General features: G+C 66.0%; 24 protein-coding genes. 13 read left to right on the forward strand and 11 right to left on the reverse strand.

Going from position 1 to position 26,022, the window contains the following annotated elements:
• Window positions 1-144 precede the first annotated feature (144 nt).
• A complete protein-coding gene (gene msbA / locus U5A52_RS27085; protein WP_321914708.1) occupies window positions 145-1,929 on the forward strand; it encodes a lipid A export permease/ATP-binding protein MsbA in 1,785 nt (594 codons plus the stop codon).
• A gap of 100 nt (window positions 1,930-2,029) precedes the next feature.
• Here msbA and U5A52_RS27090 read toward each other — a convergent pair whose 3' ends face one another.
• Window positions 2,030-3,190, reverse strand: a complete 1,161-nt coding sequence (locus U5A52_RS27090) for a glycosyltransferase family 9 protein (RefSeq protein WP_321936827.1) — start codon at window positions 3,188-3,190, stop codon at window positions 2,030-2,032.
• A 187-nt stretch (window positions 3,191-3,377) separates the two neighbouring features.
• On the opposite strand from U5A52_RS27090, the gene U5A52_RS27095 reads away from it, so the two are divergent.
• Together U5A52_RS27095 and U5A52_RS27100 are read left to right on the forward strand one after the other, a co-directional pair.
• Entirely contained in the window at window positions 3,378-4,313 is a 936-nt protein-coding gene (locus U5A52_RS27095; protein WP_321936828.1) for a glycosyltransferase family 2 protein, read from the forward strand.
• Window positions 4,314-4,520: 207 nt separating this feature from the next.
• The gene (locus U5A52_RS27100) at window positions 4,521-4,838 is read left to right on the forward strand and encodes a DUF4148 domain-containing protein (RefSeq protein ID WP_321914705.1); all 318 of its coding nucleotides are present in this window, start codon (window positions 4,521-4,523) and stop codon (window positions 4,836-4,838) included.
• Window positions 4,839-4,890: 52 nt separating this feature from the next.
• Here the strand turns inward: U5A52_RS27100 and mnmH are convergent, their stop codons facing one another.
• The 10 genes from mnmH to upp form a co-directional block, all read right to left on the reverse strand.
• Window positions 4,891-5,991: a tRNA 2-selenouridine(34) synthase MnmH gene (gene mnmH, locus U5A52_RS27105; RefSeq protein WP_321936829.1), complete on the reverse strand. Its 1,101-nt coding sequence runs from the start codon at window positions 5,989-5,991 to the stop codon at window positions 4,891-4,893.
• A 33-nt stretch (window positions 5,992-6,024) separates the two neighbouring features.
• On the reverse strand, window positions 6,025-7,494 hold the full coding sequence (gene rng / locus U5A52_RS27110) for a ribonuclease G (RefSeq protein ID WP_321936830.1): 1,470 nt from the start codon (window positions 7,492-7,494) through the stop codon (window positions 6,025-6,027).
• Between the two features lie 8 nt (window positions 7,495-7,502).
• Window positions 7,503-8,126 carry a Maf family protein gene (locus tag U5A52_RS27115; protein ID WP_321914701.1) on the reverse strand — a complete coding sequence of 208 codons (624 nt, stop codon included), beginning with the start codon at window positions 8,124-8,126 and terminating at the stop codon, window positions 7,503-7,505.
• A gap of 156 nt (window positions 8,127-8,282) precedes the next feature.
• A complete protein-coding gene (rlmH, locus tag U5A52_RS27120) occupies window positions 8,283-8,753 on the reverse strand; it encodes a 23S rRNA (pseudouridine(1915)-N(3))-methyltransferase RlmH (RefSeq protein ID WP_321914700.1) in 471 nt (156 codons plus the stop codon).
• Between the two features lie 36 nt (window positions 8,754-8,789).
• Window positions 8,790-9,257 carry a ribosome silencing factor gene (rsfS, locus tag U5A52_RS27125; protein ID WP_321914699.1) on the reverse strand — a complete coding sequence of 156 codons (468 nt, stop codon included), beginning with the start codon at window positions 9,255-9,257 and terminating at the stop codon, window positions 8,790-8,792.
• Between the two features lie 2 nt (window positions 9,258-9,259).
• Window positions 9,260-9,976, reverse strand: a complete 717-nt coding sequence (locus tag U5A52_RS27130) for a nicotinate-nucleotide adenylyltransferase (protein ID WP_321914698.1) — start codon at window positions 9,974-9,976, stop codon at window positions 9,260-9,262.
• 4 nt (window positions 9,977-9,980) lie between these two features.
• Window positions 9,981-10,916 carry an oxygen-dependent coproporphyrinogen oxidase gene (hemF, locus tag U5A52_RS27135; protein ID WP_321936831.1) on the reverse strand — a complete coding sequence of 312 codons (936 nt, stop codon included), beginning with the start codon at window positions 10,914-10,916 and terminating at the stop codon, window positions 9,981-9,983.
• Between the two features lie 338 nt (window positions 10,917-11,254).
• Window positions 11,255-12,529, reverse strand: a complete 1,275-nt coding sequence (gene purD, locus U5A52_RS27140; protein ID WP_321914696.1) for a phosphoribosylamine--glycine ligase — start codon at window positions 12,527-12,529, stop codon at window positions 11,255-11,257.
• Between the two features lie 146 nt (window positions 12,530-12,675).
• Window positions 12,676-13,404: a YebC/PmpR family DNA-binding transcriptional regulator gene (locus tag U5A52_RS27145; RefSeq protein ID WP_112174299.1), complete on the reverse strand. Its 729-nt coding sequence runs from the start codon at window positions 13,402-13,404 to the stop codon at window positions 12,676-12,678.
• Between the two features lie 387 nt (window positions 13,405-13,791).
• Window positions 13,792-14,442 carry a uracil phosphoribosyltransferase gene (upp, locus tag U5A52_RS27150; RefSeq protein ID WP_158757360.1) on the reverse strand — a complete coding sequence of 217 codons (651 nt, stop codon included), beginning with the start codon at window positions 14,440-14,442 and terminating at the stop codon, window positions 13,792-13,794.
• A 374-nt stretch (window positions 14,443-14,816) separates the two neighbouring features.
• Here upp and U5A52_RS27155 point away from each other — a divergent pair, with 374 nt between their 5' ends.
• The 10 genes from U5A52_RS27155 (at window position 14,817) to kdpE (ending at window position 25,953) form a co-directional block, all read left to right on the forward strand.
• Complete coding sequence (locus U5A52_RS27155; protein WP_321936832.1) at window positions 14,817-15,596, forward strand: SDR family oxidoreductase; 780 nt, start codon at window positions 14,817-14,819, stop codon at window positions 15,594-15,596.
• A 95-nt stretch (window positions 15,597-15,691) separates the two neighbouring features.
• Window positions 15,692-16,081: a methylglyoxal synthase gene (locus U5A52_RS27160; protein ID WP_321914694.1), complete on the forward strand. Its 390-nt coding sequence runs from the start codon at window positions 15,692-15,694 to the stop codon at window positions 16,079-16,081.
• 90 nt (window positions 16,082-16,171) lie between these two features.
• Window positions 16,172-17,146 carry a quinone oxidoreductase gene (locus U5A52_RS27165; RefSeq protein WP_321936833.1) on the forward strand — a complete coding sequence of 325 codons (975 nt, stop codon included), beginning with the start codon at window positions 16,172-16,174 and terminating at the stop codon, window positions 17,144-17,146.
• Between the two features lie 263 nt (window positions 17,147-17,409).
• On the forward strand, window positions 17,410-17,532 hold the full coding sequence (locus U5A52_RS27170) for a potassium ABC transporter ATPase (RefSeq protein WP_069265305.1): 123 nt from the start codon (window positions 17,410-17,412) through the stop codon (window positions 17,530-17,532).
• Window positions 17,529-17,621 (forward strand): K(+)-transporting ATPase subunit F, encoded by a 93-nt coding sequence (gene kdpF / locus U5A52_RS27175; protein ID WP_027819619.1) that lies wholly within the window; start codon window positions 17,529-17,531, stop codon window positions 17,619-17,621. The genes U5A52_RS27170 and kdpF overlap by 4 nt, the downstream gene beginning before the upstream one ends.
• Entirely contained in the window at window positions 17,618-19,423 is a 1,806-nt protein-coding gene (kdpA, locus tag U5A52_RS27180) for a potassium-transporting ATPase subunit KdpA (protein ID WP_321936834.1), read from the forward strand. Before kdpF ends, kdpA begins: the two co-directional genes overlap by 4 nt.
• A gap of 32 nt (window positions 19,424-19,455) precedes the next feature.
• Window positions 19,456-21,540, forward strand: a complete 2,085-nt coding sequence (gene kdpB, locus U5A52_RS27185; RefSeq protein ID WP_321936835.1) for a potassium-transporting ATPase subunit KdpB — start codon at window positions 19,456-19,458, stop codon at window positions 21,538-21,540.
• Window positions 21,541-21,580: 40 nt separating this feature from the next.
• Complete coding sequence (kdpC, locus tag U5A52_RS27190; RefSeq protein ID WP_321936836.1) at window positions 21,581-22,159, forward strand: potassium-transporting ATPase subunit KdpC; 579 nt, start codon at window positions 21,581-21,583, stop codon at window positions 22,157-22,159.
• Window positions 22,160-22,292: 133 nt separating this feature from the next.
• Complete coding sequence (locus tag U5A52_RS27195; protein WP_321936838.1) at window positions 22,293-25,262, forward strand: sensor histidine kinase KdpD; 2,970 nt, start codon at window positions 22,293-22,295, stop codon at window positions 25,260-25,262.
• Window positions 25,255-25,953, forward strand: coding sequence for a two-component system response regulator KdpE (gene kdpE, locus U5A52_RS27200; RefSeq protein ID WP_321914688.1), 699 nt, complete (start codon window positions 25,255-25,257; stop codon window positions 25,951-25,953). The genes U5A52_RS27195 and kdpE overlap by 8 nt, the downstream gene beginning before the upstream one ends.
• Window positions 25,954-26,022 lie beyond the last annotated feature (69 nt).

The raw sequence follows: 26,022 nt of genomic DNA on the forward strand, positions 1-26,022 counted from the left end.
TATACAAAAACGCCGGCCGCTACGAAAGCGCCCCGGCGCAGGCACCGGCCGGGCGGATACCTCGCCCCCTGGGCCGAACGTTTACAATGGCGTACCTGTTTGCCGGGGGGCGGGCAGATTACCCGCATTTTTTTCGAGGAAATTTTGAGCGAGAGATCAACCTTGAGCAAGCCGATCGGCTCCGACACCAAGTCGTCGCCGATCGTGATTGGCCGGCGGCTGTGGCCGTATGTGAAGCCGCTAATGTGGGTGCTCCTCGCAGGCGTGATCGCGATGGCCGTGGTGGCCGCCACCGAAGCCGGCATTCCCGCGCTGCTCAAGCCGCTGCTCGATCACGGCTTCGGCACGCGCGGCGACCCGAAAGCGAAATGGCTGGTGCCCACCGCGGTGATCGGGCTGGCGCTCGTACGCGGCCTCGCGCAATACGCGTCCGGTTACTTGCTGCAGTACGTGTCGAACCGCGTGCTGCTCGCGCTGCGGCTCAAGATGTTCGAGCGCATGATTCATGCGAGCGTCGGCTTCTTCCAGCGCGAAACTGCGAGCACGGTCATCAACGCGATCGTGTTCGAGGTCAACCAGATTCTCGGCGTGCTGCTCAGCGTGCTCGTCACGATCGTGCGCGACTCGCTCACAGTCATCTTCCTGCTCGGCTACCTGTTCTATCTGAACTGGCGGCTCACGTTGATCGTCGCGGTGCTGCTGCCGGCCATCGGCTGGCTCGTCAGCAAGATCAACCGGCGTCTGCGTCGGCTGAACCGCGAGCATCAGATGCTCACGAACGACTTGTCCTATATCGTCGAGGAGACGGTGGGCGGCTACAAGGTCGTCAAGGTTCATAACGGCGAGCAATACGAAAAGGACCGCTTTGGCGAGATGAGCAAGCGCCTGCGCGGCTACCAGATGCGCATGACGGTCTCGGGCGGGCTCGCGCAGCCGCTTACGCAATTCCTCGCTTCGATCGCGCTGGCGATCGTCATCACCATTGCGGTCGTGCAGGCCTCGAACGACCAGACGACGGTTGGCGGTTTCGTGGCGTTCGTCACGTCGATGCTGCTCGTGATCTCGCCCCTCAAGCATCTGATCGACGTGAACCAGCCGCTGCAGCGCGGCATGACCGCGGCCGAGCTGATCTTCGGGCTCATCGACGAGCCGCCCGAGGCCGCCGGCGGCGGCTTGCCGCTCGAACGCGCGCGCGGCGAGGTGGAGTTCCGCGACGTGTCGTTCGCCTATGGCGCGAGCCATCGCGTGACGCTCGACCATGTGTCGTTTCGCATCAATCCCGGCGAAATGGTGGCGCTCGCGGGCCCGTCGGGCAGCGGCAAGACCACGCTCGTGAACCTGCTGCCGCGCTTTTTCGATCCGAGCGGCGGGCAGGTGATGGTCGACGGCGTATCGATCGCCGACTACGACGTGCATGCGCTGCGCAACCAGATCGCGATGGTGAGCCAGGACGTGGTGCTGTTCAACGATACGGTCGCGAACAACGTTGCCTATGGCCAGACGGCCGACCGCGAGCGCGTGGAACGCGCGCTGCGCGCCGCCAACCTGTGGGAGACGATCTCGGCCCTGCCCGAAGGCATGGACACGCTGGTCGGCGACAACGGCATGAAGTTCTCGGGCGGCCAGCGCCAGCGCCTGGCGATTGCCCGTGCGATCTACAAGGACGCGCCGATCCTGATTCTCGACGAGGCGACCTCGGCGCTCGATTCGGAATCGGAGCGCCACGTGCAGGCGGCGCTGGAAACGCTGATGCGCGGCCGCACGACGCTCGTGATCGCGCACCGTCTCTCGACGATCGAGCGTGCGAACCGCATCCTCGTGATGGATGGCGGCCATATCGTCGAATCGGGCACGCACCAGGAACTGCTCACGAAGGGCGGCATGTACGCGCACCTGCACAAGATCCAGTATCAGCAGAGCGCGGCCTGACCCGCATGGACCATGACGGCGGCGCGCGAGTTTGGGCGCGCCACCGTCATGAAACCGCGCTGGTGCGCGGCGTGAGCTTGAGGAGCCCTGTTTGGGGCGATCAGGCGGCGGCGGGCGCCGTTGCGGGGACGAGCGCGGCGAGTTGGCGCAACACTGCGCCCACGACCTGCGCGGGCGGGATGGTGTCGACGTTGCCACCGCCCTGCAGGCCGATGGATCGGCAGGCTTCGGTCAAGCGCAGGGAGGGCGGCTCTTGATGCCTGAACAGCGAAACGCTCGGCGTTTGCGTGGTGTGGGCGACGTGCATCAGGCCGCCGTCCGCGCCCAGGAACAGCTCGGCGTGCGCAACGATCTCGCGTGCCTGAAGGAACGCGAGCTTGCCGGTCAGCGAGCGGATGCGCACGTTCGCGGGCGCGCTCGCGCACAACTGCTGTGCGATTTCCGTGCCGTTGTCCGAACCGAGCACGACGATTTCCTTCGCGGCACTCGCGTTGTCGTACTTGCTCAACAATTCGATGACTTCGGACCAGCGGTTGTAGGTGCGATCGGGGTCCACGCCACCCGCCGCGAGCGCGATGAACGGACGCGCGGGCAAGAGCGCGCGCACGGATTCGCGCGTTGCGGGCTTGCTGGCGAGATAAGGCTTGCTGAGCGCGGCGAGCGTGCCGGCGTCGTGGCCGAGCGAGAACACGTCGTTCACGCTCGCGAAGCTGAAGCCGGTCTGGTTGCGGTCGGGCCCGTTGAAGTAACGGAACAGGCCCGCGTAGGGCAGCTTCGCGAAGTGCTGGGTCTTGATGCGGATTGAGGGCAGGTTGTACTCGGAGAGCAGAATCGCGTCGTAGCGGCTCGCATCGACCTCACTGGGGTCGCCGTAGACCTTGCCGAATACGTCGTCTTCGCTGAACAGCGGTACGAGCGACGGCAGCGCGAGCAGATCGATGCGCACACCCAGGCCCTTGAGCAGCGCGCGGCCGGCCATGTCCATCGTCGCGTCGCCGAAGTTGCGTTTGGCATAGACCCACAGGATTCGCTGCGAAGCGTCCAGATGCGCCTGTTCGAGGCGCGTCTGGCCGTGCGCCTTCAGAAGAAACTGCTTATGCAGGTATTTCTTCGCGATCTTGAGGCGACTGGTGCTGCGAAGAAACGCTTCCGGCTCGTAAGGCACGCCCTGATAGGGAATCGTGCAGGACCGGGATACGGCGTGATCGAACCAGCTTGCCGGCGAAACCCACGAAGTGTTTGAGTTGGTCTGCTGAAACACGGGTTTAGTTGTTATTTGAAGTAACCGCTTATTATTCCATGATATTTGCTCGCATGCTGCGCAAATAATCAGGGGCGGCGTCCTGCGCGGCATCGTGAGGTATGAACTTCTACGGCACGTCCGGGCGTGCGTACAATATCGCGTTTCTCGTCATGCTTCGCTCAGACCCTTTATAGGGCTAATCTTCATGTTCAGCATTCTGATCCCGACCTGGAATAACCTGCCGTACCTCAAACTGTGCGTCGACAGCATCCGGCGCCACTCCGCGTACGAGCACGAGATTCTCGTGCACGTGAACGACGGCAGCGACGGTACGCTCGACTGGGTTCGCGAACAGGGCATCCGCCATACGTGGAGCAAGGGCAACGTGGGCGTATGCCTCGCCGTGAACGATGTGGCGCGCCTCGCCTCGAGCGAGTGGATCCTGTTCATGAACGACGACATGTTCTGTACGCCCGGTTGGGATTCGGCCTTCGTCGATGCATTGCGCGAAATCGGCGCGGCGCCCGCCTATCTCGCCTCGCAGATCATCGAGCCGACCGACACGGGCAACAACCTCGTGACGGTCGCTCATTTCGGCACCGGTCCTGCCGACTTCAACGAGGCGGGACTACTCGAGTTCGCCGCGAAGATGAACACCGCCGACCGCAACGGCATCGCACTGCAGCCGACGCTCGTGAGCCGCGAACTCTGGCTGCGGGTGGGTGGCTACAGCATCGAGTTCGGGCCCGGCATGAGCAGCGACGACGACTTTCTGATGAAGCTCTGGCTGGTCGGCTGCCGCACGTTCCGCTCGGTTGGCGCGAGCCGTGTCTACCATTTCGGCTGCCGCACGACAGGACGCATTCGCCGCAATCGCGGCGGCCGCGAGTTCCTCATGAAGTGGGGCGTGACGCAGCGCGATTTCAAGTACAACTACATGGCCCGCACGGCCGACGCCGCGCCGGGCACGCTTCCCAACGTGCCGCGGCCCAACTTCAAGAGCCGTCTGAAGCGGGTCATGTACGCGTTCGGCCTTTATCCGACACAAGACCTCGAAGCGTGGGAGCCCGATTTGCCCGCGCAGCTTCAGCACACCGCTTCGTTGCCTGACAGCGCCGCGCCGCGCAAGTCATCGCGCTAACGCTGTGTTGTCCCAAGGGAGCCGGCTGGCGCCGAGGCGCCGGCTGAGCCCTTCGGCGATGAATCGCGCCGACTTTGCCTCGATTTGGAACAGTGCCTTAGATTTCCAAGGGTTAACCCTAGGGAGTCACAAGCATACGATGCGTACATCGGTCGCATGCACATACCGTCGCACGTCGACCGCCTGATCCAACTGGAGGTCGTTTCCATGAAGTCCCTGATTCAAGCCGTTGCTGTTGCCGCCGTTGTTGCCGCTGCCGCTCTTCCCACCGCTTCGTTCGCGCAGTCGCACTCGACCATCACCCGCGCCCAGGTGCGCGCCGAACTCGTGCAGCTTCAGCAAGTAGGTTATCGCGTCGGCGATGGCGACAACGCCCATTATCCCGAAGCGATTCAGTCCGCCCAGGCGAAGGTCGCCGCATTGAATGGTGCAAACAGCAGCTACGGCGGCGTGGCGAACGCCTCGCAAACGGGCGGCCGCGCCACGGTTTCGCCTGAAGACTGGAACGCGATGTACTCGCGCTAAGCCATCGCGGCGCGCGCGTTTATTGTGAAGCACGCGAAGGGCAGGGAATACGTCAAACGGCGCGAGGCGCTTCGGCTTCGCTGCCCGCGGGTTCTGCCGCGTATGACGTTTCCTCGAGTTGTGCGAGCAGCGTGCGGGCTTGAGCGAGCGTGTCGCCCTTCATCGGCTGGAATGCGAAGTGCAGCGATTTCTCGAGCCTCGCGAAGTGGCGCCGCGTGCTGCGCGTGTAGGCGGGATCGTAGTGCTGAGCGACCAGCGCCTCGTAAAGCTCGGCCCTGCGATTTTCGCCGAGCAGCTTGCACCACGATTCGATGCGCTCGCGCCCATGCAGCGGCGTGAGCTTGTTCAGTTGCTCCTGGAAATACGTGCGCTCGTCGAACAGGTGTCCGTACTCCTCGAGCAGCAAGTCGATCCGCTCCTCGCGCGCCACATCGAGTACGACACAGGGCGCGGCGTGCAAACGGTCCACGAGCGCGGGCGGCAGCGTGATGGCGCCGATGCGCCGGCTCTCCGCCTCGACGAACACGGGGCGCGTGGCGTCGAAGGCGCGCAGCGTCTGGACGAGTGCCGTGTCGAACGACTTCTGCGAGGGCTGCGCTCGCGTGGGCAGCGCGCCCAGCAGCGAACCGCGATGCGCGGCAAGCGCTTCGAGATCGAGCATCTGCGCGTTGGCTTGTCCCAGCGCCTTTAACAGGCGCGTCTTGCCGCTGCCGGTCGGACCGGCCAGCACGATATAGCGAAACGCTCCGGGCAACGTGCCGAGCGCCTCCACGACGGTGTGCCGGTACGCCTTGTAGCCCCCCTCGAGCTGACGCGCGCGCCAGCCGATCATGTTGAACCACGCTGTCATCGATCCGGAACGCTTGCCGCCGCGCCAGCAATAGATGAGCGGACGCCAGTTGCGCGGACGGTCGGCGAACAGCGTATCGAGATGCATGGCGATGTTGCGCGCCACCATGGCGGCGCCCACGCGCGTTGCCTCGAACGGCGAGTCCTTGTACATCGTCCCGACGATCACGCGCTCCTCGTTGCTGAGCACGGGCGCGTTGATCGCGCCGGGAACGTGGTCCTCGGCAAATTCGAGCGGCGTCCGTACGTCGACGATCTCGTCGAATTCGCCAATCTGTTCGATGGTGACGCGCTGGTGGTTCAACTGCGGTGCTCCGGTGATGCCTGCAACGTCGCGCTACATGAGCACGATGTCGTACTGTTCCTGACTCAAATTCGACTCCACCTGCAGCGAAACCGGCTTGCCGATGAAGTCGATCAACATCGCGAGATGCTGCGACTCTTCCTCGAGAAAGAGGTCGATGACCTGCTGTGAAGCGACCACGCGAAACTCGCGCGGGTTGAACTGCCGCGACTCGCGCAGAATCTCGCGCAGCACGTCGTAGCAAACCGTGCGCGCGGTCTTCACTTGCCCCTTGCCGAGACAAGTCGGGCACGGCTCGCACAGTACATGCGCAAGCGATTCGCGCGTGCGCTTGCGTGTCATCTCCACGAGCCCCAGTTGCGAGAAGCCGTTTACGGTCACGCGCGTGCGGTCGCGCGAGAGCGCCTTCTTCAGTTCGCCGAGCACCTGGTCGCGATGTTCGACATTTTCCATGTCGATGAAGTCGATGATGATGACGCCGCCCAGATTGCGCAGACGCAATTGCCGCGCGATCGTATGCGCCGCTTCGAGATTCGTCTTGAAGATCGTGTCGTCGAAGTTGCGCGCGCCCACATAGCCGCCCGTATTCACGTCGATGGTCGTCATCGCCTCGGTCTGGTCGATCACGAGGTAACCGCCCGACTTGAGGTCCACGCGGCGCGAGAGCGCGCGCTGGATTTCGGCCTCGATGTTGTAGAGGTCGAAGAGCGGCCGCTCGCCCGAGTAGTGATGCAGCTTCGGCAGCACGGCGGGCGTGAATTCGGTGGCGAACTCCGTGAGCCTCTGGAACGTTTCGCGCGAATCGACCTGAATGCGCGAGGTCTCGTCGTTCACGAAGTCGCGCAGCACGCGCTGCGAGAGATTCAGGTCCTGATAGAGCAGGCTCGTGGCGGGCAAGCGCTGCGCCTGCGCGAGTATCGTCGCCCACGTCTTGCGCAGATACGCGACGTCTGCTGCGAGTTCTTCGCTCGTGGCGTCTTCGGCGATCGTGCGCACGATATAGCCGCCTTTTTCATCGGCGGGCAGCACGGCCGTGAGGCGCGCGCGCACCGCTTCGCGCTCGGCCTCGCTCTCGATCTTCTGCGAGATGCCGATGTGCGGCTCCTGCGGCAAATAGACCAGCGTGCGCCCCGCAATGCTCACCTGCGTGGAAAGCCGTGCGCCCTTCGTGCCGATCGGATCCTTCACGACCTGCACCATGAGCGTTTGCCCTTCGAACACGGTCTTTTCGATCGGCTGATGATGCACGGGCGCATGCGCTTCGCCGGCAATGCGCGGATGCCAGATGTCGGCCACATGAAGGAAGGCGGCACGCTCGAGACCGATGTCGATGAACGCGGACTGCATGCCCGGCAGCACGCGCACGACCTTGCCGAGATAGACGTTGCCGACGCGCCCGCGCGACAGCGTGCGCTCGACGTGAAGCTCCTGTACTGCGCCTTGCTGGACCAATGCGACGCGCGTCTCCTGGGGCGTGACGTTGATCAGGATTTCTTCGTTCATGATTTGTTCTAGAAGTCGATGCCCGCGGCGCGCAGGAGGGCGGCCGTTTCGAATAATGGCAAACCCATGATACCCGAATAGGACCCGTCGATTCGCTCGACGAATTCCGCCGCGCGGCCCTGGATGCCGTACGCGCCGGCCTTGCCGAACGGCTCGCCGCTCGCCACGTAACGCGCGATCGCAGCGGGCAGCGCAGCCGCGAAGCGCACATGCGAACGCGAGACCGCGACCGGCAGGCACACGCCTTCGGCGTTCACCACGGCCACCGCCGTGAGCACTTCGTGCTCGCGGCCGGCCAGGCGTTCGAGCATCGCATAGGCATCGGCGGCGTCGTGCGGCTTGCCGAGAATATGGCCGTCGATGGAGACCGTGGTGTCGGCGGTGAGAATCGGCGCATGCTTGTGCGCGCCCGCGACGAGGCGCGCGCGGGCGGCGTCTGCCTTCGCGGCGCACACGCGCTCGACATAGACGGCGGCTTGCTCGCCGGGCAGCGCGGTTTCGAGCGCTTCGGCGTCTTCGTCGGGACGCGGCAGCAGCAACTCGAAGCGCACGCCGAGCTGCTGCAGCAGTTCCTGGCGGCGCGGGCTTTGCGAGGCGAGATAGACGAACGGATAGGGCGCGTTGGTGGGCATCGGAGCGTCTTTGTCGTTACGGACTTCGGGTTGACGTGCGCGCCTGCTTTCCGGGGCTTGAGCGGGGCTCAATGGGCCATTGGCGGGCCAAAAGCGGGCCAAAAGCGGGCCGCAGGCGCACGACCAAAAGCGGCGCGGGCGCGCTTTACACCTGCATCACACGCGATGATAGGGGTGATTCTGCGTGATGGTCCACGCGCGGTAAAGCTGCTCGGCGAGCAGCACGCGCACCATCGCATGCGGCAGTGTGAGGGACGAGAGGCGCAGGAGCGTGTCGGCGCGCGACTTGAGCTCGGGATCGAGCCCGTCCGCGCCGCCGATCAGGAACGCCACGTCGCGGCCGTCCTGCTGCCAGAGCGGCAGCGCCTTCGCGAGCTGCATCGTGGTCCAGTCCTTGCCGCGTTCGTCGAGCGCGACGATGCGCGCATTCTTGGGCAGCGCAGCTTCGATGCGCACGCGCTCGGCTGCCATGACGCTCTCGGCGGAGCGGCCCGACGAACGCTGCTCGGGCTTCACCTCGCGCAGCTCGATGCGCAGCTCCGGCGGCATGCGCTTCGTATATTCCTCGAAGCCCTCGGCGATCCAGTCCGGCATCTTGTGGCCGACGGCGACGATATGCAGTTTCATCGTGCGTGACGATTGTCGTTCGTAAGCGCGCTGCGCTTACTTCGCGGTCTTACGCGCTGCAGTCTTGCGCGCGGGCTTCTTCACGGCCGGCGCGGCTTCCTCGTCTTCGTCCTCGTCGTCCATCGGCTCGCTTGCGCGTGCGCCCACGAAGCCCGTGTTGGTCGCGAGCTTCACGCGCACCGGCTTGTCGCCCCAGATTTCCTCGAGGTTGTAGTACTGGCGCAGCGCGGGCTGGAGGATGTGGACGACCGCGTCGCCGCAATCCACGAGCACCCATTCGCCGATGTCCTCGCCTTCGGTGCTCACGATGTCGCCACCGGCTTCCTTGACCTTCTCGCGCACGCTGTTGGCGAGCGCCTTGGTCTGGCGGTTCGAGGTGCCGCTCGCGACGACCACGCGGTCGAACAGCTCAGTCAGATGGCTCGTGTTGAAGACGCGAATGTCTTGTGCCTTGACGTCTTCGAGACCGTCGACGATGGCGCGTTGAAGTTTGCGGATGTCCATAGTTACTCGTGTTGCAGATAGAGATGATGTTGAAGGATATAGTCCCACACGGCTGCGGGAAGCTTGTCGGCGGCGGTGCCGCGACGTTGCCCGCTCGCCACGCAGGCCGGCAGGTCGCGCCGGATTTCGGTCGCCGAAACGTCGAGCGCGAGCGTGTCGTCGACCAGCAAGTGGCCATGCGGCGTTGCCGCAAGCGCGGCGGCGCCCGCGCGGCGCGCGGCGGCCTCGCGCGCGACCTCGGGCGGCAGCGCCGCGAAGTCGAAGCCCGGACGGCTCGCCACGCCCAGATGCGCAAGCGCGAAAAGCTCGCGCCATTCGTGCCAGGAATCGAGGTGCAGCAATTGATCGGCGCCCATTAGCAGCGTGAGCGCGGCGGCGCCGTTGCTTTCGCTTTTTGCGCGCCAGCGGCGCAGCGTTTCGACCGTGTAGGTCGGACCGTTGTGCTCGATTTCGTCGGCGTCCACCGTCACCGTGACGCCCGGCAACGCGAGCGACGCGGCTGCGGCGCGCGTCATGGCGAGCCGATGCTGCGCCGCGGTCACGCCCGGCTTTTGCCACGGCTGGCCGGCCGGCAGCAGGATCAGCTCGTTCAGGCCCAGCACGCGCGCAAAATGGCGCGCGAGCGCGAGGTGGCCCTCGTGGATCGGATCGAAGGTGCCGCCGAGTAGCCCGACGCGCCTCTCGAGCGCGTTGGGCGGGACGGTGAAAGCTTGCGTCACGGCGTCAGACCCAGTCGCGCACGGGCAGGAAGTCGCTGTAGAGGCGCGCTTCCGGCGTGCCGGGCTGCGGCTGCCAGTCGTAGCGCCAGGTGGCGCCCGGCGGCATCGACATCAGGATCGACTCCGTGCGGCCGCCGCTTTGCAGGCCGAAATGCGTGCCGCGGTCCCAGACCAGATTGAATTCGACGTAGCGCCCGCGCCGGTACGCCTGGAATTCGCGCTCGGCTTCGCCGTAGGGCGTGGCGCGCCGTTTTTCGATGATCGGCAGATACGCCTTCAGGAAGCCATCGCCGACGCTGCGCAGCATTGCGAACGCCTCGTCGAAGCCGCCCGTGGCGTAGTCGTCGAAGAAAATGCCGCCCACGCCGCGCGCTTCGTTGCGGTGCTTCAGGAAGAAGTAGTCGTCGCACCAGCGCTTGAAGCGCGGGTAGAGGTCCGCGCCATAGGGCGCGAGCGCGTCGCGGCACACGCGGTGGAAGTGCTGCGCGTCTTCCTCGAAGCCGTAGTAGGGCGTGAGATCCATGCCGCCGCCGAACCAGAACACCGGCGCCTCGCCTGCCTTGGTGGCGAGCAGCATGCGCACGTTCATGTGCACCGTCGGGCAATACGGATTGCGCGGATGCAGCACGAGCGAAACGCCCATCGCCTCGAAGCCGCGGCCGTTGAGTTCGGGTCGCGCTGCCGTGGCCGACGGCGGCAGGGCGTCGCCGGAAACGTCGGAAAAGCCGATACCCCCACGCTCGAAGAACTGGCCGCCTTCGATGATGCGCGTGCAACCGCCGCCACGCAGCTTTTCGCCGGGCCCGCGCTGCCAGTTGTCCGTGGCGAACGGCGTGCCGTCGAAGGCGCCGAGCGTGTCGGCGATCTGCGTCTGCAGGCTGGCCAGCCAGGCGCGGACGGCGGCACTGTCGGGGGAGGCGCTGTTAGGGGAATCGGTCATCGATCAAATGGGGACGGCAGCGTGCGGACGCTGGAATCGGGTTATTCGTTGGGCTATTCGTCGGTTTTTCGGATAAACCGCCCTGGGCGGCCTGACAGCGGCAGTGTAGCGCCGATTGGCGCGACGTCCGGCGCCAACGGCGCCCGCGTGGGCTGCGTGCTAAGCACGCTCAGGCTGCTGCGCTGGTTTGCTCGCGTTGGACAACTTTAGGCGAGCGTAAGCGGTTAGACGAAAAAGCCGTGGTGCGGTGACTGCGGCGCGCAGCCGGGCGGCTGCACACGGCCATTCGTTTCATTTGGGGCCGCATTCATGCTCGCGGCCCCAGGCAAGCGCTGTGCTTACTGCTTGCGCCCCGCGGCGCGATAGCCGATGTCGTTGCGATACTGCATGCCGTCGAACGAGATGCGGTTCACGGTCTCGTATGCCACGTTCTGCGCGCTGCGCACCGAATCGGCGAGACCGACCACGCACAGCACGCGGCCGCCCGAGGTCACGAGCTTGCCGTCCACCATCTGCGTGCCCGCGTGGAACGTGACCGAATCGGCGGTCTCGGCCGGGATGTCGCTGATGCGGTCGCCCTTGCGCGGCGTGTCCGGATAGTTGTGCGCGGCGAGCACGACGCCCAGCGCCGTGCGGCGGTCCCATTCGAGCTCGACCTGGTTGAGCGTGCCGGCAATGGCGTGCTCCACGACCTTCGAAAAGTCGCCCTTCAGGCGCGCCATGATCGGCTGCGTTTCCGGGTCGCCCATGCGGCAGTTGAATTCGAGCGTCTTCGGGTTGCCTTGCGCGTCGATCATGAGGCCGGCGTAGAGGAAGCCCGTGTAGCGGATGCCTTCCTTCTCCATGCCCGCCACGGTCGGCAGGATGATTTCGCGCATCACGCGGGCGTGCAGTTGCGGCGTGACGATGGGCGCGGGCGAGTAGGCGCCCATGCCGCCCGTGTTCGGGCCCTGGTCGCCGTCCTGCAGGCGCTTGTGGTCCTGGCTCGAGGCGAGCGCGAGCACGTGCTTGCCGTCCACCATGACGATGAAGCTCGCTTCTTCGCCTGCCAGGAACTCTTCGATCACCACGCGCGCGCCGGCGTCGCCGAGCTTGTTGTCGGCGAGCATCATGTCGATGGCCTGATGCGCTTCTTCCAGCGACATCGCCACGACCACGCCCTTGCCGGCAGCGAGGCCGTCGGCCTTGATGACGATGGGCGCGCCGTTCTTCTCGACGTAGGCGTGCGCGGCCGTCGCGTCGGAGAACGTCTCGTACGCGGCGGTCGGGATGTTGTGGCGCTTCATGAACGCCTTGGCGAAGTCCTTCGAGCTTTCGAGCTGCGCGGCTTCCTTCGACGGGCCGAACACCTTCAGGCCGCGCTGGCGGAACACGTTGACGATGCCCGCGGCGAGCGGCGCTTCCGGGCCGACCACGGTGAGGGCGACGCCTTCGCGCTCGGCGAAATCGGCGAGCTCGTGGATGTCCGTGATGTCGACGTTGGCGAGCCGCTCGTCCTGCGCGGTGCCGCCATTACCGGGTGCGACGTAGACGAGCTGCACGCGCGGCGCCTGCGCGAGCTTCCACGCCAGCGCATGTTCGCGGCCGCCAGAACCGACGACGAGTAACTTCATGAGAATCCCCGAAAGACCAAGACCAGAAACAGTTGCGGCCGGCGCACAGTGCGCCGGCCGTGAAAATCGCTTGCAGGAGGCGGGGCGTGAGCAGGGCCTAAGCAGAGCCTAAGCGCCGCCCATGCGCGGCCTCCCGGGCCGACGCCTTATTCCTCGGCGATCGACGCGTTGGTGTACACGTCCTGGACATCGTCCAGGTTTTCGAGGGCGTCGAGCAGCTTTTGCATCTTCACGGCGTCGTCGCCCGTGAATTCGACCTCGTTTTGCGGCTTCATGGTGACTTCGGCCATTTCCGCCTTGAAGCCCGCGGCTTCGAGCGCGGTCTTGACCTTCGTGAAGTCGAACGGCGGGCAGACCACTTCGATCGAGCCGTCTTCGTTCGTCACGACGTCGTCGGCGCCGGCTTCGAGCGCGGCGTTCATGAGTTCGTCCTCGGGCGTGCCCGGCGCGAACACGAACTGGCCGACGTGATCGAACATGAACGCAACGGAGCCGTCCGTGCCCATGTTGCCGCCGAACTTCGAGAACGCGTGGCGTACTTCCGCGACCGTGCGGGTGCGGTTGTCGGTCATCGTGTCGACGATGACGGCCGCGCCGCCGATGCCGTAGCCTTCGTAGCGGATTTCCTCGTAGTTCGCGCCGTCGACGCCGCCCACGCCGCGCTGGATGGCGCGGTTGATGTTGTCCTTGGGCATGTTGGCGTCGTACGCCTTGTCGACGGCCAGACGCAGGCGCGGGTTCGTGTCGGCGTCGCCGCCGCCCATGCGCGCCGCGACCTGGATTTCCTTGATGAGCCGCGTCCAGACCTTGCCGCGCTTCGCGTCAGCAGCAGCCTTCTTGTGCTTGATGTTGGCCCATTTCGAATGACCCGCCATACCTTTCTCCGTCTCACGCGCCGTGCGCGTGCAGTGTGCAATGTGCTGTTGTCGCTGCGATGTTCCCGGGCGCGGTCTTCGTGCGTCGTTCGCGCGGCGCGCGTGATGCTTCGCGCGCCTCTCGCCTCTCTCGCACTTCTCGCGTAAAGCCTGTGCGGCAAGATGTGCCGGCAGGACGGGACGCAGCGCCCGTTCAGGTGGATCTGAATTTTATCACGCCGGGACCGTCCGGCTTCGCCTGCCTACGTGACGGGGCGTCAGGCGATGGCAGGTTGCGCCGGCCGCGCAGGGTACATAGGGGGCGGGATCGGGATGTCCGCAGAAGGCAGGGAGGGGGTGAGGGCGGCCAGTCCCGCCGGCCGCCCCGATGCAACGGTGGTGCCGGTCTTAGTTCTTCGTGCCGAACAGCCGGTCGCCTGCGTCGCCGAGGCCCGGAATGATGTAGGCGTGCTCGTTCAGATGCGAGTCGAGCGACGCCACGTAGAGTTTCACGTCCGGGTGCGCCTTCTGGAACACGTCCACGCCCTCGGGCGCGGCCACCAGTGCAAGGAACAGGATGCGCTCGCCGGGCACGCCGCGGCGCTTGAGCACGTCGATCGCGTGCGCCGCCGAGTAGCCGGTCGCGACCATCGGATCGCACAGGATGAAGGTGCGGTCCTCGAGGTCGGGCAGGCGCACGAGATATTCGACCGGGCGATGGTCGTCGGCGCGGTACACGCCGATATGGCCGACACGCGCGGAGGGCACCAGCTCGAGCAGGCCGTCGGACATGCCCACGCCCGCACGCAGCACCGGCACGATGGCGAGCTTCTTGCCCGCAATCACGGGCGCGTCGACTTCGACGAGCGGCGTCTTCACGCGGCGCGATGCGACGGGCAGGTCGCGCGTGATTTCATAGCCCATCAGCAGCGTGATCTCGCGCAGCAACTCGCGGAACGTGCGCGTGGACGTGTCCTTGTCGCGCATATGCGTGAGCTTGTGCTGGATCAGCGGGTGATCGAGGATGAAGAGATTCGGGAAACGGCTGTCCTGTTTCATGGCGGGGCGCACAAGGCTGCAAGGGAATCGGGGAATCGGTCGTGCCGCTGCCGCGCGAGCCCGGCGCTGCGCGCCCGGGCTGTACGGTTGCGGCGAGCACGGCCCGCCGCGCGCGGCAAGCGCTCGTGGCTTGCGAAGGCGCCGGGCCGCGCTACAGCCGCAAGTATACGGTAAGCACGCGCGTACCGGCGCGCGCATGGCGCGTTGCGACGCCGCTTCGCGCACGGCTGACGGGCTTCGCCGCCATCGGCCTTCCACGCGCCGCGCCCGATTCTTCTAGAATCCCAAAAAGGTCGCGGGGCGGGGCGGCGCAAGGTCTGGCCGTGTCCGCCCTGTCACAGGACGGTCATCCACGCAAAAAGGACACGAAAACAATGGACATGGGCATCGCAGGACGCAACGCACTGGTGTGCGCGGCCAGCAAGGGACTGGGGCGCGGCTGCGCCGAGGCGCTCGCCGCCGAAGGCGTCAACGTGACGATCGTCGCGCGCACCGCGCAGACGCTGGAGGAAACCGCCGCGCATATCCGCAAGAGCACGGGCGTGGACGTGAAGGCCGTGGCTTGCGACATCACCACGGAAGCGGGCCGCGCCGCCGCGCTCGCCGCCTGCCCGTCGCCCGACATTCTCGTGAACAACGCGGGCGGCCCGCCGCCGGGCGACTTCCGCACGTACACGCACGAGGCGTGGATCGCGGCGCTCGAAGCGAACATGCTCACGCCGATCGCGCTGATCCAGTCCACTATCGACGCCATGATCGCGCGCGGCTTCGGGCGCATCGTCAACATCACGAGCTCCTCGGTGAAGGCGCCGATCGACGTGCTCGGCCTCTCGAACGGCGCGCGCTCGGGCCTGACGGGCTTCGTCGCGGGCGTGGCGCGCCAGGTCGCCGCCACTGGCGTCACGATCAACAACTTGCTGCCCGGCGCATTCGACACCGACCGCATTCAGGCCACCATCGTCGCGCAGGCGAAGGCGAGCCATATTTCGGAAGAAGAAGCGCGTGCGCGCCGCATGAAGGCAATTCCGGCCGGACGTTTCGGTACGTCCGACGAATTCGGGCGCGCCTGCGCGTTCCTGTGCAGCGTGCACGCGGGCTATATCACCGGGCAAAACTGGCTGATCGACGGCGGGGCTTATCCGGGCACCTACTGAGTCAGCTTACGGGCAGCCGCGGCGCCCTCGCGCCGCGTCACCACACGCATTACGACTATCAAGCACGCAACCCATACGTCAAGGAGACTTACGCCATGCCAACCCGCGTCGCACTGATCGCGCACGACCACAAGAAGGACGACATCGTCAAACTCGCGAGCGAGTACGTCGAGACGCTGCGCCACTGCGAGATCATCGCGACCGGCACGACCGGCTCGCGCATCGAGGCCGCGACGGGCATCAACGTCGAGCGCATGCTGTCGGGCCCGCACGGCGGCGACCTGCAGATCGGCGCGCGGCTTGCGGAAGGCAACGTCGACATCGTGATTTTCCTGCGCGACCCGATGACGCCGCAGCCGCACGAACCCGACATCAACGCGCTCGTGCGCGCGTGCGACGTGCACGACGTGCCGTGCGCGACGAATATCTCGACGGCGCGCATGCTCCTCGACGTGCTCACGCTGCGCCAGAAAAACGCGGCCTGATTTGTGGTCTGATTCGCGGTCCGACCCGCGCGGGCGCGACGCGCCATGCAGGTGGAAAACAGCTAGCCAGGACAACACCAAGGAGACGTGATGACCAAGGCAATCCGATACGACAAAGCCGGCGGCCCCGAAGTAATGAAGTGGGTGGACGTCGACGTGGGCGAGCCGGGCGAGGGCGAGGTGCGTTTGCGCCAGAGCGCGTGCGGCCTCAATTACATCGACGTGTATTTCCGCACCGGGCTTTATCCGCAGCCGCTGCCGGCCGGCCTCGGCATGGAGGCGGCCGGCGAGGTGACGGCGGTGGGACAAGGCGTGAGCGCGCTGAAGGTGGGCGACCGCGTGGCGTACGTCGCGCGCCCGCCCGGCGCCTACGCTCAGGAGCGCGTGCTGCGCGCCGACCAGGTGATCAAGCTGCCCGACGCGATCAGCGATGAAGCGGCGGCCTCGATCATGCTCCAGGGCCTCACGGCGCAATACCTGCTGCGCGGCACGTATCGCGTGAAGGCCGGCGACACCATCCTCATCCAGGCGGCGGCGGGCGGCGTGGGTCTGCTCGTGTGCCAGTGGGCAAAGGCACTGGGTGCGACCGTGATCGGCACCGTGGGCTCGGACGAAAAGGCCGAGATCGCGAAGGCGCACGGCTGCGACCATCCGATTGTCTACACGCGCGAAGACTTCACGGCACGCGTGCGCGAGATCACGAACGGCGCGGGCGTGCCCGTGGTGTACGACTCGATCGGTAAGGATACCTACACGAAATCGCTCGATTGCCTCGCGCCGCTCGGCTTGTTCGTGAGCTTCGGCAATGCGTCGGGCCCGCTGCCGCCGATCGATTCGTCGGAGTTCGCGGGGCGCGGCTCGTTGTTCTTCACGCGCCCGACGCTCTTCACGTATATCGCGAAGCGCGCCGACTACGAAGCGATGTCCGCCGAACTGTTCGACGTGGTCGCTTCGGGCAAGGTCAAGACGTCGATCAACCAGCGCTATGCGCTCAAGGACGTCGGCCAGGCACACGCCGATCTCGAAGCGCGCAAGACCACGGGGTCGACTGTCCTGATCCCGTGACGTAAAAATTGATGCACTGTTGCGTCGCTTGGCGCGAGCCATCGGCGCCCGCGTATTGACTCGACCATTTACGTTCCTTTTCGCTTCTTTACGCCGTCACCACGACCCAAAAGGCGCGCAACGCCCATGTTGCGCGCCTTTTTTCTTTCCGCGCCCCCCGCGTTTACGCGTTTTTTATACGCGCGCCAAAACCTTTGATCCGGATTTAATGCCGTAGCGGGTAACTTTCAGCCATCCGTCATCCGCGAATGGAGAACACGACAATGGATGTGCTGTATATCGGGGGGCTGGTGGTTTTCGCCGCGCTCACATACGCGTTGATCGCGGGCTGCGAGAAGTTGATGCAGTACCGCCGCGATCAAGGTGCGAAGGGGGTGCGCCCATGACCTGGATCTTCTGGCTATCGGGGGCGGCAACGCTGTTGCTGTTCGTCTATCTCGTCCATGCGCTGCTGCGCGCGGAGGATATCGAATGAACGCCAACACGCTGCTCCAGGCGGGGCTTTTCATCGTCATCCTGCTCGCGCTCGCGGTGCCTGTCTCGGGCTACATGACACGCGTGCTCGACGGGCGCTCGCGCGTCGTGCGCCTGTTCGCGCCACTCGAAAACCTGCTCTATCGCGTAGCCGGCGTCGACCCGCAGTCCGAGATGAACTGGAAGCGCTATGCGCTCGCCACCATCTCGTTCAACGTGCTCGGCGTGGGCTTTCTTTATGTGCTGCTGCGCATTCAGGGCTGGCTGCCTGGCAACCCGCAGCAGTTCGGCCCGATGACGGTGGACGGCGCGTTCAACACGGCCGTGAGCTTCGTCACCAACACCAACTGGCAGGACTACTCGCCCGAGCAGACCGTGAGCTATCTCACGCAGATGCTCGGTCTCACCGTGCAGAACTTCCTTTCTGCAGCGACGGGCATCGTCGTCGTGATTGCGTTGATTCGCGGCTTTTCACGCCACTCGATGCAGACCATCGGCAACTTCTGGGTCGACCTCACGCGCACGACGCTCTACATCCTCGTGCCGATGGCGGCGATCGTCGCCGCGCTCCTGATGAGCCAGGGCATGATCCAGAACTTCAAGGCGTATCAGGACGTGCCGGTGCTGCAAACCACGACCTACGCCGCGCCGAAGCTCGACGCCCAGGGCAACCCGGTGAAAGACGCGAAGGGCAATCCTGAAACGGTCGACACGAAGGTCACGTCGCAAACGCTCGCCATGGGCCCGGTCGCCTCGCAGGTCGCGATCAAGATGCTCGGCACCAACGGCGGCGGCTTCTTCAATGCGAACTCGGCGCATCCGTACGAGAACCCCACGCCGGTCTCGAACGTCATCGAAATGTTGGCGATCCTGATCATTCCGGCTGCGCTGTGTCTCGTGTTCGGCAACGTGGTCGGCGACCGCAGGCAGGGCGTGGCCGTGCTCGCGGTGATGACGGTCGCGTTCGCCGTGGCCGTGGGCGGCGTGTTGTCCGCCGAGCAGGCGGGCAATCCGATGTTCACGTCGCTCAACGTCGACCAGCACGCAAGCGCGCTGCAGGCGGGCGGCAACATGGAAGGCAAGGAAACGCGCTTTGGCATCGCGCAAACGGGCATCTTCGTCGTCGCCACCACGGCCGCCTCGTGCGGCGCCGTGAACGCGGCGCACGACTCGCTCACGCCGCTCGGCGGCCTCGTCCCGATGCTCTTCATCCAGCTTGGCGAGGTGATCTTCGGCGGTGTCGGTTCGGGTCTCTACGGCATGCTCGTGTTCGCGCTGCTCGCGGTGTTCGTGGCGGGGCTCATGATCGGCCGCACGCCGGAATACGTCGGCAAGAAGATCGAGTCGTTCGAGATGAAGATGGTGTCGATCGTCGTGCTGCTCACGCCGTTGCTCGTGCTGCTCGGCACCTCGATCGCCGTGCTCTCGGAGGCGGGCAAGGCCGGTATCGCCAATCCGGGCGCGCATGGCTTCTCCGAGATCCTGTATGCGTTCAGCTCGGCGGCCAACAACAACGGCAGCGCATTCGCCGGCCTGACCGTGAGCACGCCGTTCTACAACTGGCTGCTCGCGATTGCGATGTGGTTCGGCCGCTTCGGCACGATCATCCCGGTGCTCGCCATCGCGGGGTCGCTGGCGAGCAAGAAGCGCATTGCGGTGACGGGCGGCACGCTGCCCACGCATGGCCCGCTCTTCGTCGTGCTGCTGCTCGGCACGGTGCTGCTGGTCGGCGCGCTCACGTATGTGCCCGCGCTCGCGCTCGGTCCCGGCGTCGAGCATCTGATCATGATGGGCGTGCATTGAACGGGGGCCTTCGCAACATGAGCGAAACGAAAATGAATCAGCATAGTGCAACTCGGTCCATGTTCGATCCGGCGCTGGTGCGTCCGGCTGTCGTGGACTCATTCCGAAAACTCAATCCGCGCACGCAGTTGCGCAACCCGGTGATGTTCTGCGTGTACGTGGGCAGCGTGCTCACGACGATCCTCTGGATTGCGGCGCTCGTGGGCCAGGCCGAGGCGCCCGCGGGGTTCATCCTCGCGGTCGCGCTCTGGCTCTGGTTCACGGTGCTGTTCGCGAACTTCGCGGAAGCGCTCGCCGAAGGGCGTTCGAAGGCGCAGGCCGCATCGCTGCGCCAGGCCAAGAAAGACGTGATGGCCAAGAAGCTCAACGAGCCGCATCCGAAGGCGCCGATCCGCATCATGACGGCTTCCGACCTGCGCCGCGGCGACGTGGTGCTGGTCGAGACCGGCGACACGATTCCCGCAGACGGCGAAGTGATCGAAGGCGTGGCATCGGTGGACGAATCGGCCATTACGGGCGAATCGGCGCCGGTGATCCGCGAGTCGGGCGGCGACTTTTCTTCGGTGACGGGCGGCACGCGCGTGCTCTCCGACTGGATCGTCGTGCGCGTGACGGCGAACCCCGGCGAAGCCTTCCTCGACCGCATGATCGCGATGGTCGAAGGCGCGAAGCGCCAGAAGACGCCCAACGAAATCGCGCTCACGATCCTGCTCGTTGCGCTCTCCATCGTGCTGCTGCTCGCCACCGCGACGCTGCTGCCGTTCTCGATGTTCTCGGTCGAAGCGGCGAAGATGGGCCATGTGGTCACGATCACGGCGCTCGTTGCGCTGCTCGTCTGTCTGATTCCGACGACCATTGGCGGTCTGCTTTCGGCCATCGGCGTGGCCGGCATGAGCCGCATGATGCAGGCCAACGTGATCGCGACGTCGGGCCGCGCGGTGGAAGCCGCCGGCGACGTGGACGTGCTGCTGCTCGACAAGACCGGCACGATCACGCTCGGCAACCGTCAGGCGTCGATGTTCATTCCCGCGCCGGGCGTGAGCGAAGAAGCGCTCGCGGACGCCGCGCAACTGTCGTCGCTCGCCGACGAAACGCCGGAAGGCCGCAGCATCGTCGTGCTCGCGAAGCAGCGCTTCAACATTCGCCAGCGCGACATGCACGCGCTGCACGCCGTGTTCCTCGCGTTCAGCGCGCAAACGCGCATGAGCGGCGTGGACATGCCGGGTCGCGAAATCCGCAAGGGCGCCGCCGACGCGGTGAAGCATTATGTCGAAGCACACGGCGGCCGTTTCCCCGGCGAAGTCGACAACGCCGTGGACGACGTGGCGCGCCGTGGCAGCACGCCGCTCGTGGTGGCCGAAATGCACGACGGCACCGCGCGCGTGCTTGGCGTGATCGAGTTGAAGGACGTGGTGAAGGGCGGCATCAAGGAGCGTTTCGCCGAGCTGCGCAAGATGGGCATCAAGACCGTGATGGTGACGGGCGACAACCGCCTGACCGCCGCCGCGATCGCCGCCGAAGCCGGCGTGGACGACTTCCTCGCGCAAGCCACGCCCGAAACCAAGCTCGCGACGATCCGCGAGCACCAGGCGCAGGGCAAGCTCGTGGCGATGACGGGCGACGGCACCAACGACGCCCCGGCGCTCGCGCAGGCCGACGTGGCCGTGGCGATGAACACGGGCACCCAGGCCGCGAAGGAAGCGGGCAACATGGTCGACCTCGATTCGAACCCGACCAAGCTCATCGAGATCGTGGAGATCGGCAAGCAGATGCTCATGACGCGCGGCTCGCTCACGACGTTCTCGATCGCCAACGACGTTGCGAAGTACTTCGCGATCATCCCGGCGGCGTTCGCTTCGACGTATCCGCAACTGCGCGTGCTCGATGTCATGCACCTCACGTCGCCTTCGTCGGCGATCCTCTCGGCGGTGATCTTCAACGCGCTCATCATCGTGATGCTGATTCCGCTCGCGCTCAAGGGCGTGAAGTACCGGCCGCTCGGCGCGGCGACGCTGTTGCGCCGCAATCTGCTGGTCTACGGCCTCGGCGGCATCCTGCTGCCGTTCCCGTGCATCAAGCTGATCGACATGGCGCTCGCCGCATTCGGCTGGGTTTGAGCCGTCTGGATAGACACGGATAGATACATAGGAAGCCAAAATGAAATCGCAGTTTCGTCCTCTGATCGTGATCTTCGCCGTGCTGACGGTCATCACCGGCCTCGTGTATCCGGCCGTGATGACCGCATTCGGCCAGGCCGCGTTCCATCGCCAGGCCAACGGCAGCCTCGTCGAAGTCGACGGCAAGGTGGTGGGCAGCGCGCTCATCGGCCAGCAGTTCGATGCGCCCCAGTACTTCTGGGGCCGTCTCTCGGCCACCTCGCCCATGCCGTACAACGCGACGGGTTCGGGCGCCTCGAACCTCGGGCCGACCAACCCGGCGCTCGCCGACGAGATCAAAGGCCGCATCGACGCCTTGAAGGCAGCGGGCACCGATGTCTCGCAGCCCATACCCGCCGACCTCGTGACGTCCTCGGGCAGCGGCCTCGACCCGGAGATCTCGCCGGCAGCCGCCGCGTACCAGGTGGCGCGCGTGGCGCAGGCGCGCCACCTGAGCGCGAACGACGTCCAGGCGCTCGTGGACCGCTACACGAAGGGCCGTCAGTTCGGCCTGTTCGGCGAGGCGCGCGTGAACGTGCTCGAGCTGAACCTCGCGCTCGACGGCAAAGAGGTTGGCTGAGCGACCATTGCCACGCCGCAACGCACGCTCGACGCCTTGCGCGTCGGGCGTGCGGTTTGCCATTTCCGCGCCACGGTGAGACGATCTTTTGTGCCCCAGGTGCAATCCACGTGAATTCCATTCCGGCTTCCGCATGAACCGCCCCGATCCCGACGAACTGCTCGACCGCCTGCAGCGCGACGAAGAAAAACGCCGCCGCGGCAAGCTGAAGATTTTTTTCGGCGCGTCGGCGGGCGTCGGCAAGACCTATGCAATGCTGCAGGCTGCGCGCCGCCGCGCCGAGGAGGGCGTGGATGTGGTGGTCGGCATCGTCGAGACGCATGGCCGCAGCGAGACCGCCGCGCTCACCGCCGGCCTCGACGTCATGCCGCGTCAGCGCATTGCCTATCGCGGGCGTCTGCTCGAAGAATTCGATCTCGACGCCGCGCTCGAGCGCAAGCCGCAACTCGTGCTCGTCGACGAACTCGCGCATTCGAACGTGGCCGGCGCGCGTCACATGAAGCGCTGGCAGGACGTGTACGAGCTGCTCGACGCGGGCATCGACGTCTACACGACCGTCAATGTGCAGCACCTCGAAAGCCTCAACGACGTGGTGGGGCAGATCACCGGCATTCGCGTGTGGGAGACCGTACCCGACCGAGTGTTCGACCGTGCCGATGAAGTCACACTCGTCGACCTGCCCGCCGAAGAACTGCTCGACCGCATGCGCGACGGCAAGGTCTACATGCCGGCGCAGGCCGAGCGCGCGGTGCGCAACTTCTTTCGCAAGGGCAACCTGATCGCGCTGCGCGAGCTGGCGCTGCGCCGCACGGCCGACCGCGTGGACGCGCAGATGCGCGAGTATCGCGCCGACCGCTCGATCCAGCATGTCTGGCAGGCGCGCGAGCGCCTTCTCGTCTGCGTCGGGCCGGGGCCCGAGGCGAACGCGCTGGTGCGCGCCGCCGCGCGGCTCGCCGCGAGCCTGAAGGCCGACTGGATCGCCGTATATGTGGAGACGCCGAAGCTCCAGCGCCTGCCCGATGCGACGCGTGAGCGTACGCTCGGCGCGCTCAAGCTCGCCTCCGAACTCGGCGCCGAAACGGCGACGCTCGCGGGCGAGGACGCCGCGACGACACTCGTCGGCTACGCGCGGCTGCGCAACGTGTCGAAGCTCGTGGCGGGCGGCTCGTTGCGCACGGGCTTTTCGCGCTGGGTGAAGCGCCCGTTCGGCGAGCGCCTGGCCGAAAAAGCCGGCGACGTCGATCTCACGCTCGTGCGCGCGAGTGCGGGCGACGCGGTCCGCCCGGGCAGCGAGGCAGGCGCGGTCAGCGCCGCAACACGCGCCGCCAACGCATGGCGTGAGGCGCTCGCGGCGGGCGGGGCGGAGCGCTCGCCGCCGCGCGCGTACGCGGCCGCGCTCGTGATCTGTGCATGCGTGACGCTCATCGCGAGCCAACTGATCGACCGCATCGACCTCGCGAATCTCGTCATGCTGTATCTGCTCGGCGTGATCTTCGCGGCGACGAAGCTCGGGCGCGGGCCGGGCGTCATGCTCTCGTTTGCGAGCGTCGCGGCGTACGACTTTTTCTTCGTGCCGCCGCGCATGTCGTTTTCGGTGACGGACACGCAATATCTGCTGACCTTCGTCGGCATGCTGCTCACTTCGCTCGTCATCAGCCATCTCACGTCGAGCCTGCGCCGCGAGGCGAGCGTCGCGCAGCGGCGCGAGCAGCGCACGGGTGCGATGTACGCGATGGCGCGCGAGCTGGCCGCGGCGCTCACCACGGAGCAGATTGTGGCGATCGGCAGCCGTCACGTGAGCGAGGTGTTCGGCGCGCGCGTGGCGCTGCTGTTGCCCGATAGCGCCGACAAGGTGCAGCAGAAGATCGAAGAGCCCGATCCGAAGATCATGCTCGACGCCGAAAACCTCGACATCGACGTGGGCCAGTGGGTGTACGACCAGCAAAAGCCAGCAGGCCACGGCACCGATACGCTGCCGGCCACGGCTGCGCGCTACTTGCCGCTCAAGGCGCCAATGCGCACGCGCGGCGTGCTCGCGGTCGTGACGCGCGACACGCGCGAGCTCCAGGTGCCCGAGCAGCAGCGCATGCTCGACGCGTTCGCCGCGCAAATCGCGCTCGCGCTCGAGCGTGTGCACTACGTGGACATCGCGCGCGACGCGCTCGTCAACATGGAGTCGGAGCGCCTGCGCAACTCGCTGCTCTCGGCCATTTCGCACGACCTGCGCACGCCGCTCACGGCGATCGTCGGCTTCTCGTCGATGCTTGCGCAAACTCATGAGCCCGAGGAGGCCCAAGACCCCCGCTCGGGCGAGTTGATCGAGGCAATTCACGACGAGGCGCTGCGCATGACGGGCATCGTCACGAACCTGCTCGACATGGCGCGCCTGCAGGCCGGCAGCCTCAAGCTCAATCGACAATGGACGTTGCTCGAGGAAACCGTGGGCGCGGCGCTCGCCGCTTGCCGCCGCGTGCTTGCGCGGCACCCGGTCCAGGTGAAGCTGGAGGAGGGCTTGCCGCTGCTCCAGCTCGACGCCGTGCTGATGGAGCGGCTCTTTTCGAACCTGCTGGAGAACGCGGCCAAATACACGCCCGCCGACACGCCGCTCACCATCGCGGCGCGCCGCGTGGAGGAGGGCGGCCAGCCGTTCGTGCGCGTTTCCATCGAGGACAACGGGCCGGGTTTGCCGCCCGGCATGGGCGAGCGCGTGTTCGAGAAGTTCACGCGTGGCGAGAAGGAGTCGGCCAAGCCCGGCATCGGGCTCGGACTCGCCATCTGCCGGGCGATCGTCGAAGCGCACGGGGGTACAATCGGCGCGGCTAATCGCGTCGCGGCCGACGGCCATGTGGAAGGCGCGACGTTCTGGTTTGCGCTGCCCGTGGAGTCGCCGCCGCCGCTGCCCGCCGATGTGAACGATACGTCGGAGATGCATGAAGCGCTCGATCCGCTGGAGCCGCTTGAGCCGTCCGGCGACGCGCAACGCGCGAGCGCGACTGAACCCGTCAGCGGCGAATCGGCCCCACGGATGGCCGTCCCACGGATGGCCGCCCCACGGATGGCCGCCCCCGAAAAAACCTTCGATCCCAAACCCGCAAATGAGTGACCCGAGCATCGCCGTTGTTCTGATCGAAGACGAAAAACAGATTCGCCGATTCGTGCGCGCCACGCTCGAGGGCGAGGGCTTCGTGGTGCACGACGCCGAGACCGGCAAGCAGGGCCTCGTCGAGGCCGCCACGCGCAAGCCCGACCTCGTGATCGTCGATCTGGGCCTGCCCGACACCGACGGCCTCGACGTGATCCGCGAGCTGCGCGGCTGGAGCGATCTGCCCGTCATCGTGCTTTCGGCGCGCACCCAGGAAAGCGAGAAGGTGGCCGCACTCGACGCTGGCGCCGACGACTACCTGACCAAGCCGTTCGGCGTGTCCGAGTTGCTGGCGCGCATCCGGGCGCAACTGCGCAGGCGCAACCGCGGCGGGGCGAACGAAGCGCCGCAGGTGAGCTTCGGCGCGGTGAACGTCGACCTCGCGCTGCGCCAGGTGACGCGCGAAGGCGCGCCCGTGCATCTCACGCCTATCGAGTACCGCCTGCTCGCTACGCTCGTGCGCGACGCCGGGCGCGTGCTGACGCACCGGCAGCTTTTGCGCGAGGTATGGGGGCCGTCGCATGTGGAGAGCAGCCACTACCTGCGGATCTATATGGCGCATCTGCGGCAGAAATTGGAGCGCGATCCCGCGCAGCCCGAGCACATCGTCACGGAGACAGGCGTGGGGTATCGGCTGGTCGGCGTGCAGTGAGCCTGCACCGCGCTGGTGCTATAATTACACTTCTGTAAGGACGGCCTTGCAGTTTATTTGGTCATCGGG

The organism is Paraburkholderia sp. J8-2 (assembly GCF_905220195.1).
Classification (GTDB): domain Bacteria; phylum Pseudomonadota; class Gammaproteobacteria; order Burkholderiales; family Burkholderiaceae; genus Paraburkholderia.

Excerpts from the sequence above, each read along its gene's own strand:
- rlmH (WP_321914700.1), bottom strand. The coding sequence starts at position 8,753 with ATGAAACTGCATATCGTCGCCGTCGGCCACAAGATGCCGGACTGGATC.
- U5A52_RS27115 (WP_321914701.1), bottom strand. The coding sequence starts at position 8,126 with ATGCCCACCAACGCGCCCTATCCGTTCGTCTATCTCGCCTCGCAAAGC.
- kdpF (WP_027819619.1), top strand. The coding sequence starts at position 17,529 with ATGACCTGGATCTTCTGGCTATCGGGGGCGGCAACGCTGTTGCTGTTC.
- upp (WP_158757360.1), bottom strand. The coding sequence starts at position 14,442 with ATGAAACAGGACAGCCGTTTCCCGAATCTCTTCATCCTCGATCACCCG.
- U5A52_RS27195 (WP_321936838.1), top strand. The coding sequence starts at position 22,293 with ATGAACCGCCCCGATCCCGACGAACTGCTCGACCGCCTGCAGCGCGAC.
- rsfS (WP_321914699.1), bottom strand. The coding sequence starts at position 9,257 with ATGGACATCCGCAAACTTCAACGCGCCATCGTCGACGGTCTCGAAGAC.
- kdpC (WP_321936836.1), top strand. The coding sequence starts at position 21,581 with ATGAAATCGCAGTTTCGTCCTCTGATCGTGATCTTCGCCGTGCTGACG.
- U5A52_RS27145 (WP_112174299.1), bottom strand. The coding sequence starts at position 13,404 with ATGGCGGGTCATTCGAAATGGGCCAACATCAAGCACAAGAAGGCTGCT.
- U5A52_RS27100 (WP_321914705.1), top strand. The coding sequence starts at position 4,521 with ATGAAGTCCCTGATTCAAGCCGTTGCTGTTGCCGCCGTTGTTGCCGCT.
- kdpA (WP_321936834.1), top strand. The coding sequence starts at position 17,618 with ATGAACGCCAACACGCTGCTCCAGGCGGGGCTTTTCATCGTCATCCTG.
- kdpE (WP_321914688.1), top strand. The coding sequence starts at position 25,255 with ATGAGTGACCCGAGCATCGCCGTTGTTCTGATCGAAGACGAAAAACAG.
- U5A52_RS27155 (WP_321936832.1), top strand. The coding sequence starts at position 14,817 with ATGGACATGGGCATCGCAGGACGCAACGCACTGGTGTGCGCGGCCAGC.
- U5A52_RS27160 (WP_321914694.1), top strand. The coding sequence starts at position 15,692 with ATGCCAACCCGCGTCGCACTGATCGCGCACGACCACAAGAAGGACGAC.
- rng (WP_321936830.1), bottom strand. The coding sequence starts at position 7,494 with ATGAACGAAGAAATCCTGATCAACGTCACGCCCCAGGAGACGCGCGTC.
- hemF (WP_321936831.1), bottom strand. The coding sequence starts at position 10,916 with ATGACCGATTCCCCTAACAGCGCCTCCCCCGACAGTGCCGCCGTCCGC.
- U5A52_RS27095 (WP_321936828.1), top strand. The coding sequence starts at position 3,378 with ATGTTCAGCATTCTGATCCCGACCTGGAATAACCTGCCGTACCTCAAA.
- U5A52_RS27170 (WP_069265305.1), top strand. The coding sequence starts at position 17,410 with ATGGATGTGCTGTATATCGGGGGGCTGGTGGTTTTCGCCGCGCTCACA.
- kdpB (WP_321936835.1), top strand. The coding sequence starts at position 19,456 with ATGAATCAGCATAGTGCAACTCGGTCCATGTTCGATCCGGCGCTGGTG.
- purD (WP_321914696.1), bottom strand. The coding sequence starts at position 12,529 with ATGAAGTTACTCGTCGTCGGTTCTGGCGGCCGCGAACATGCGCTGGCG.
- U5A52_RS27165 (WP_321936833.1), top strand. The coding sequence starts at position 16,172 with ATGACCAAGGCAATCCGATACGACAAAGCCGGCGGCCCCGAAGTAATG.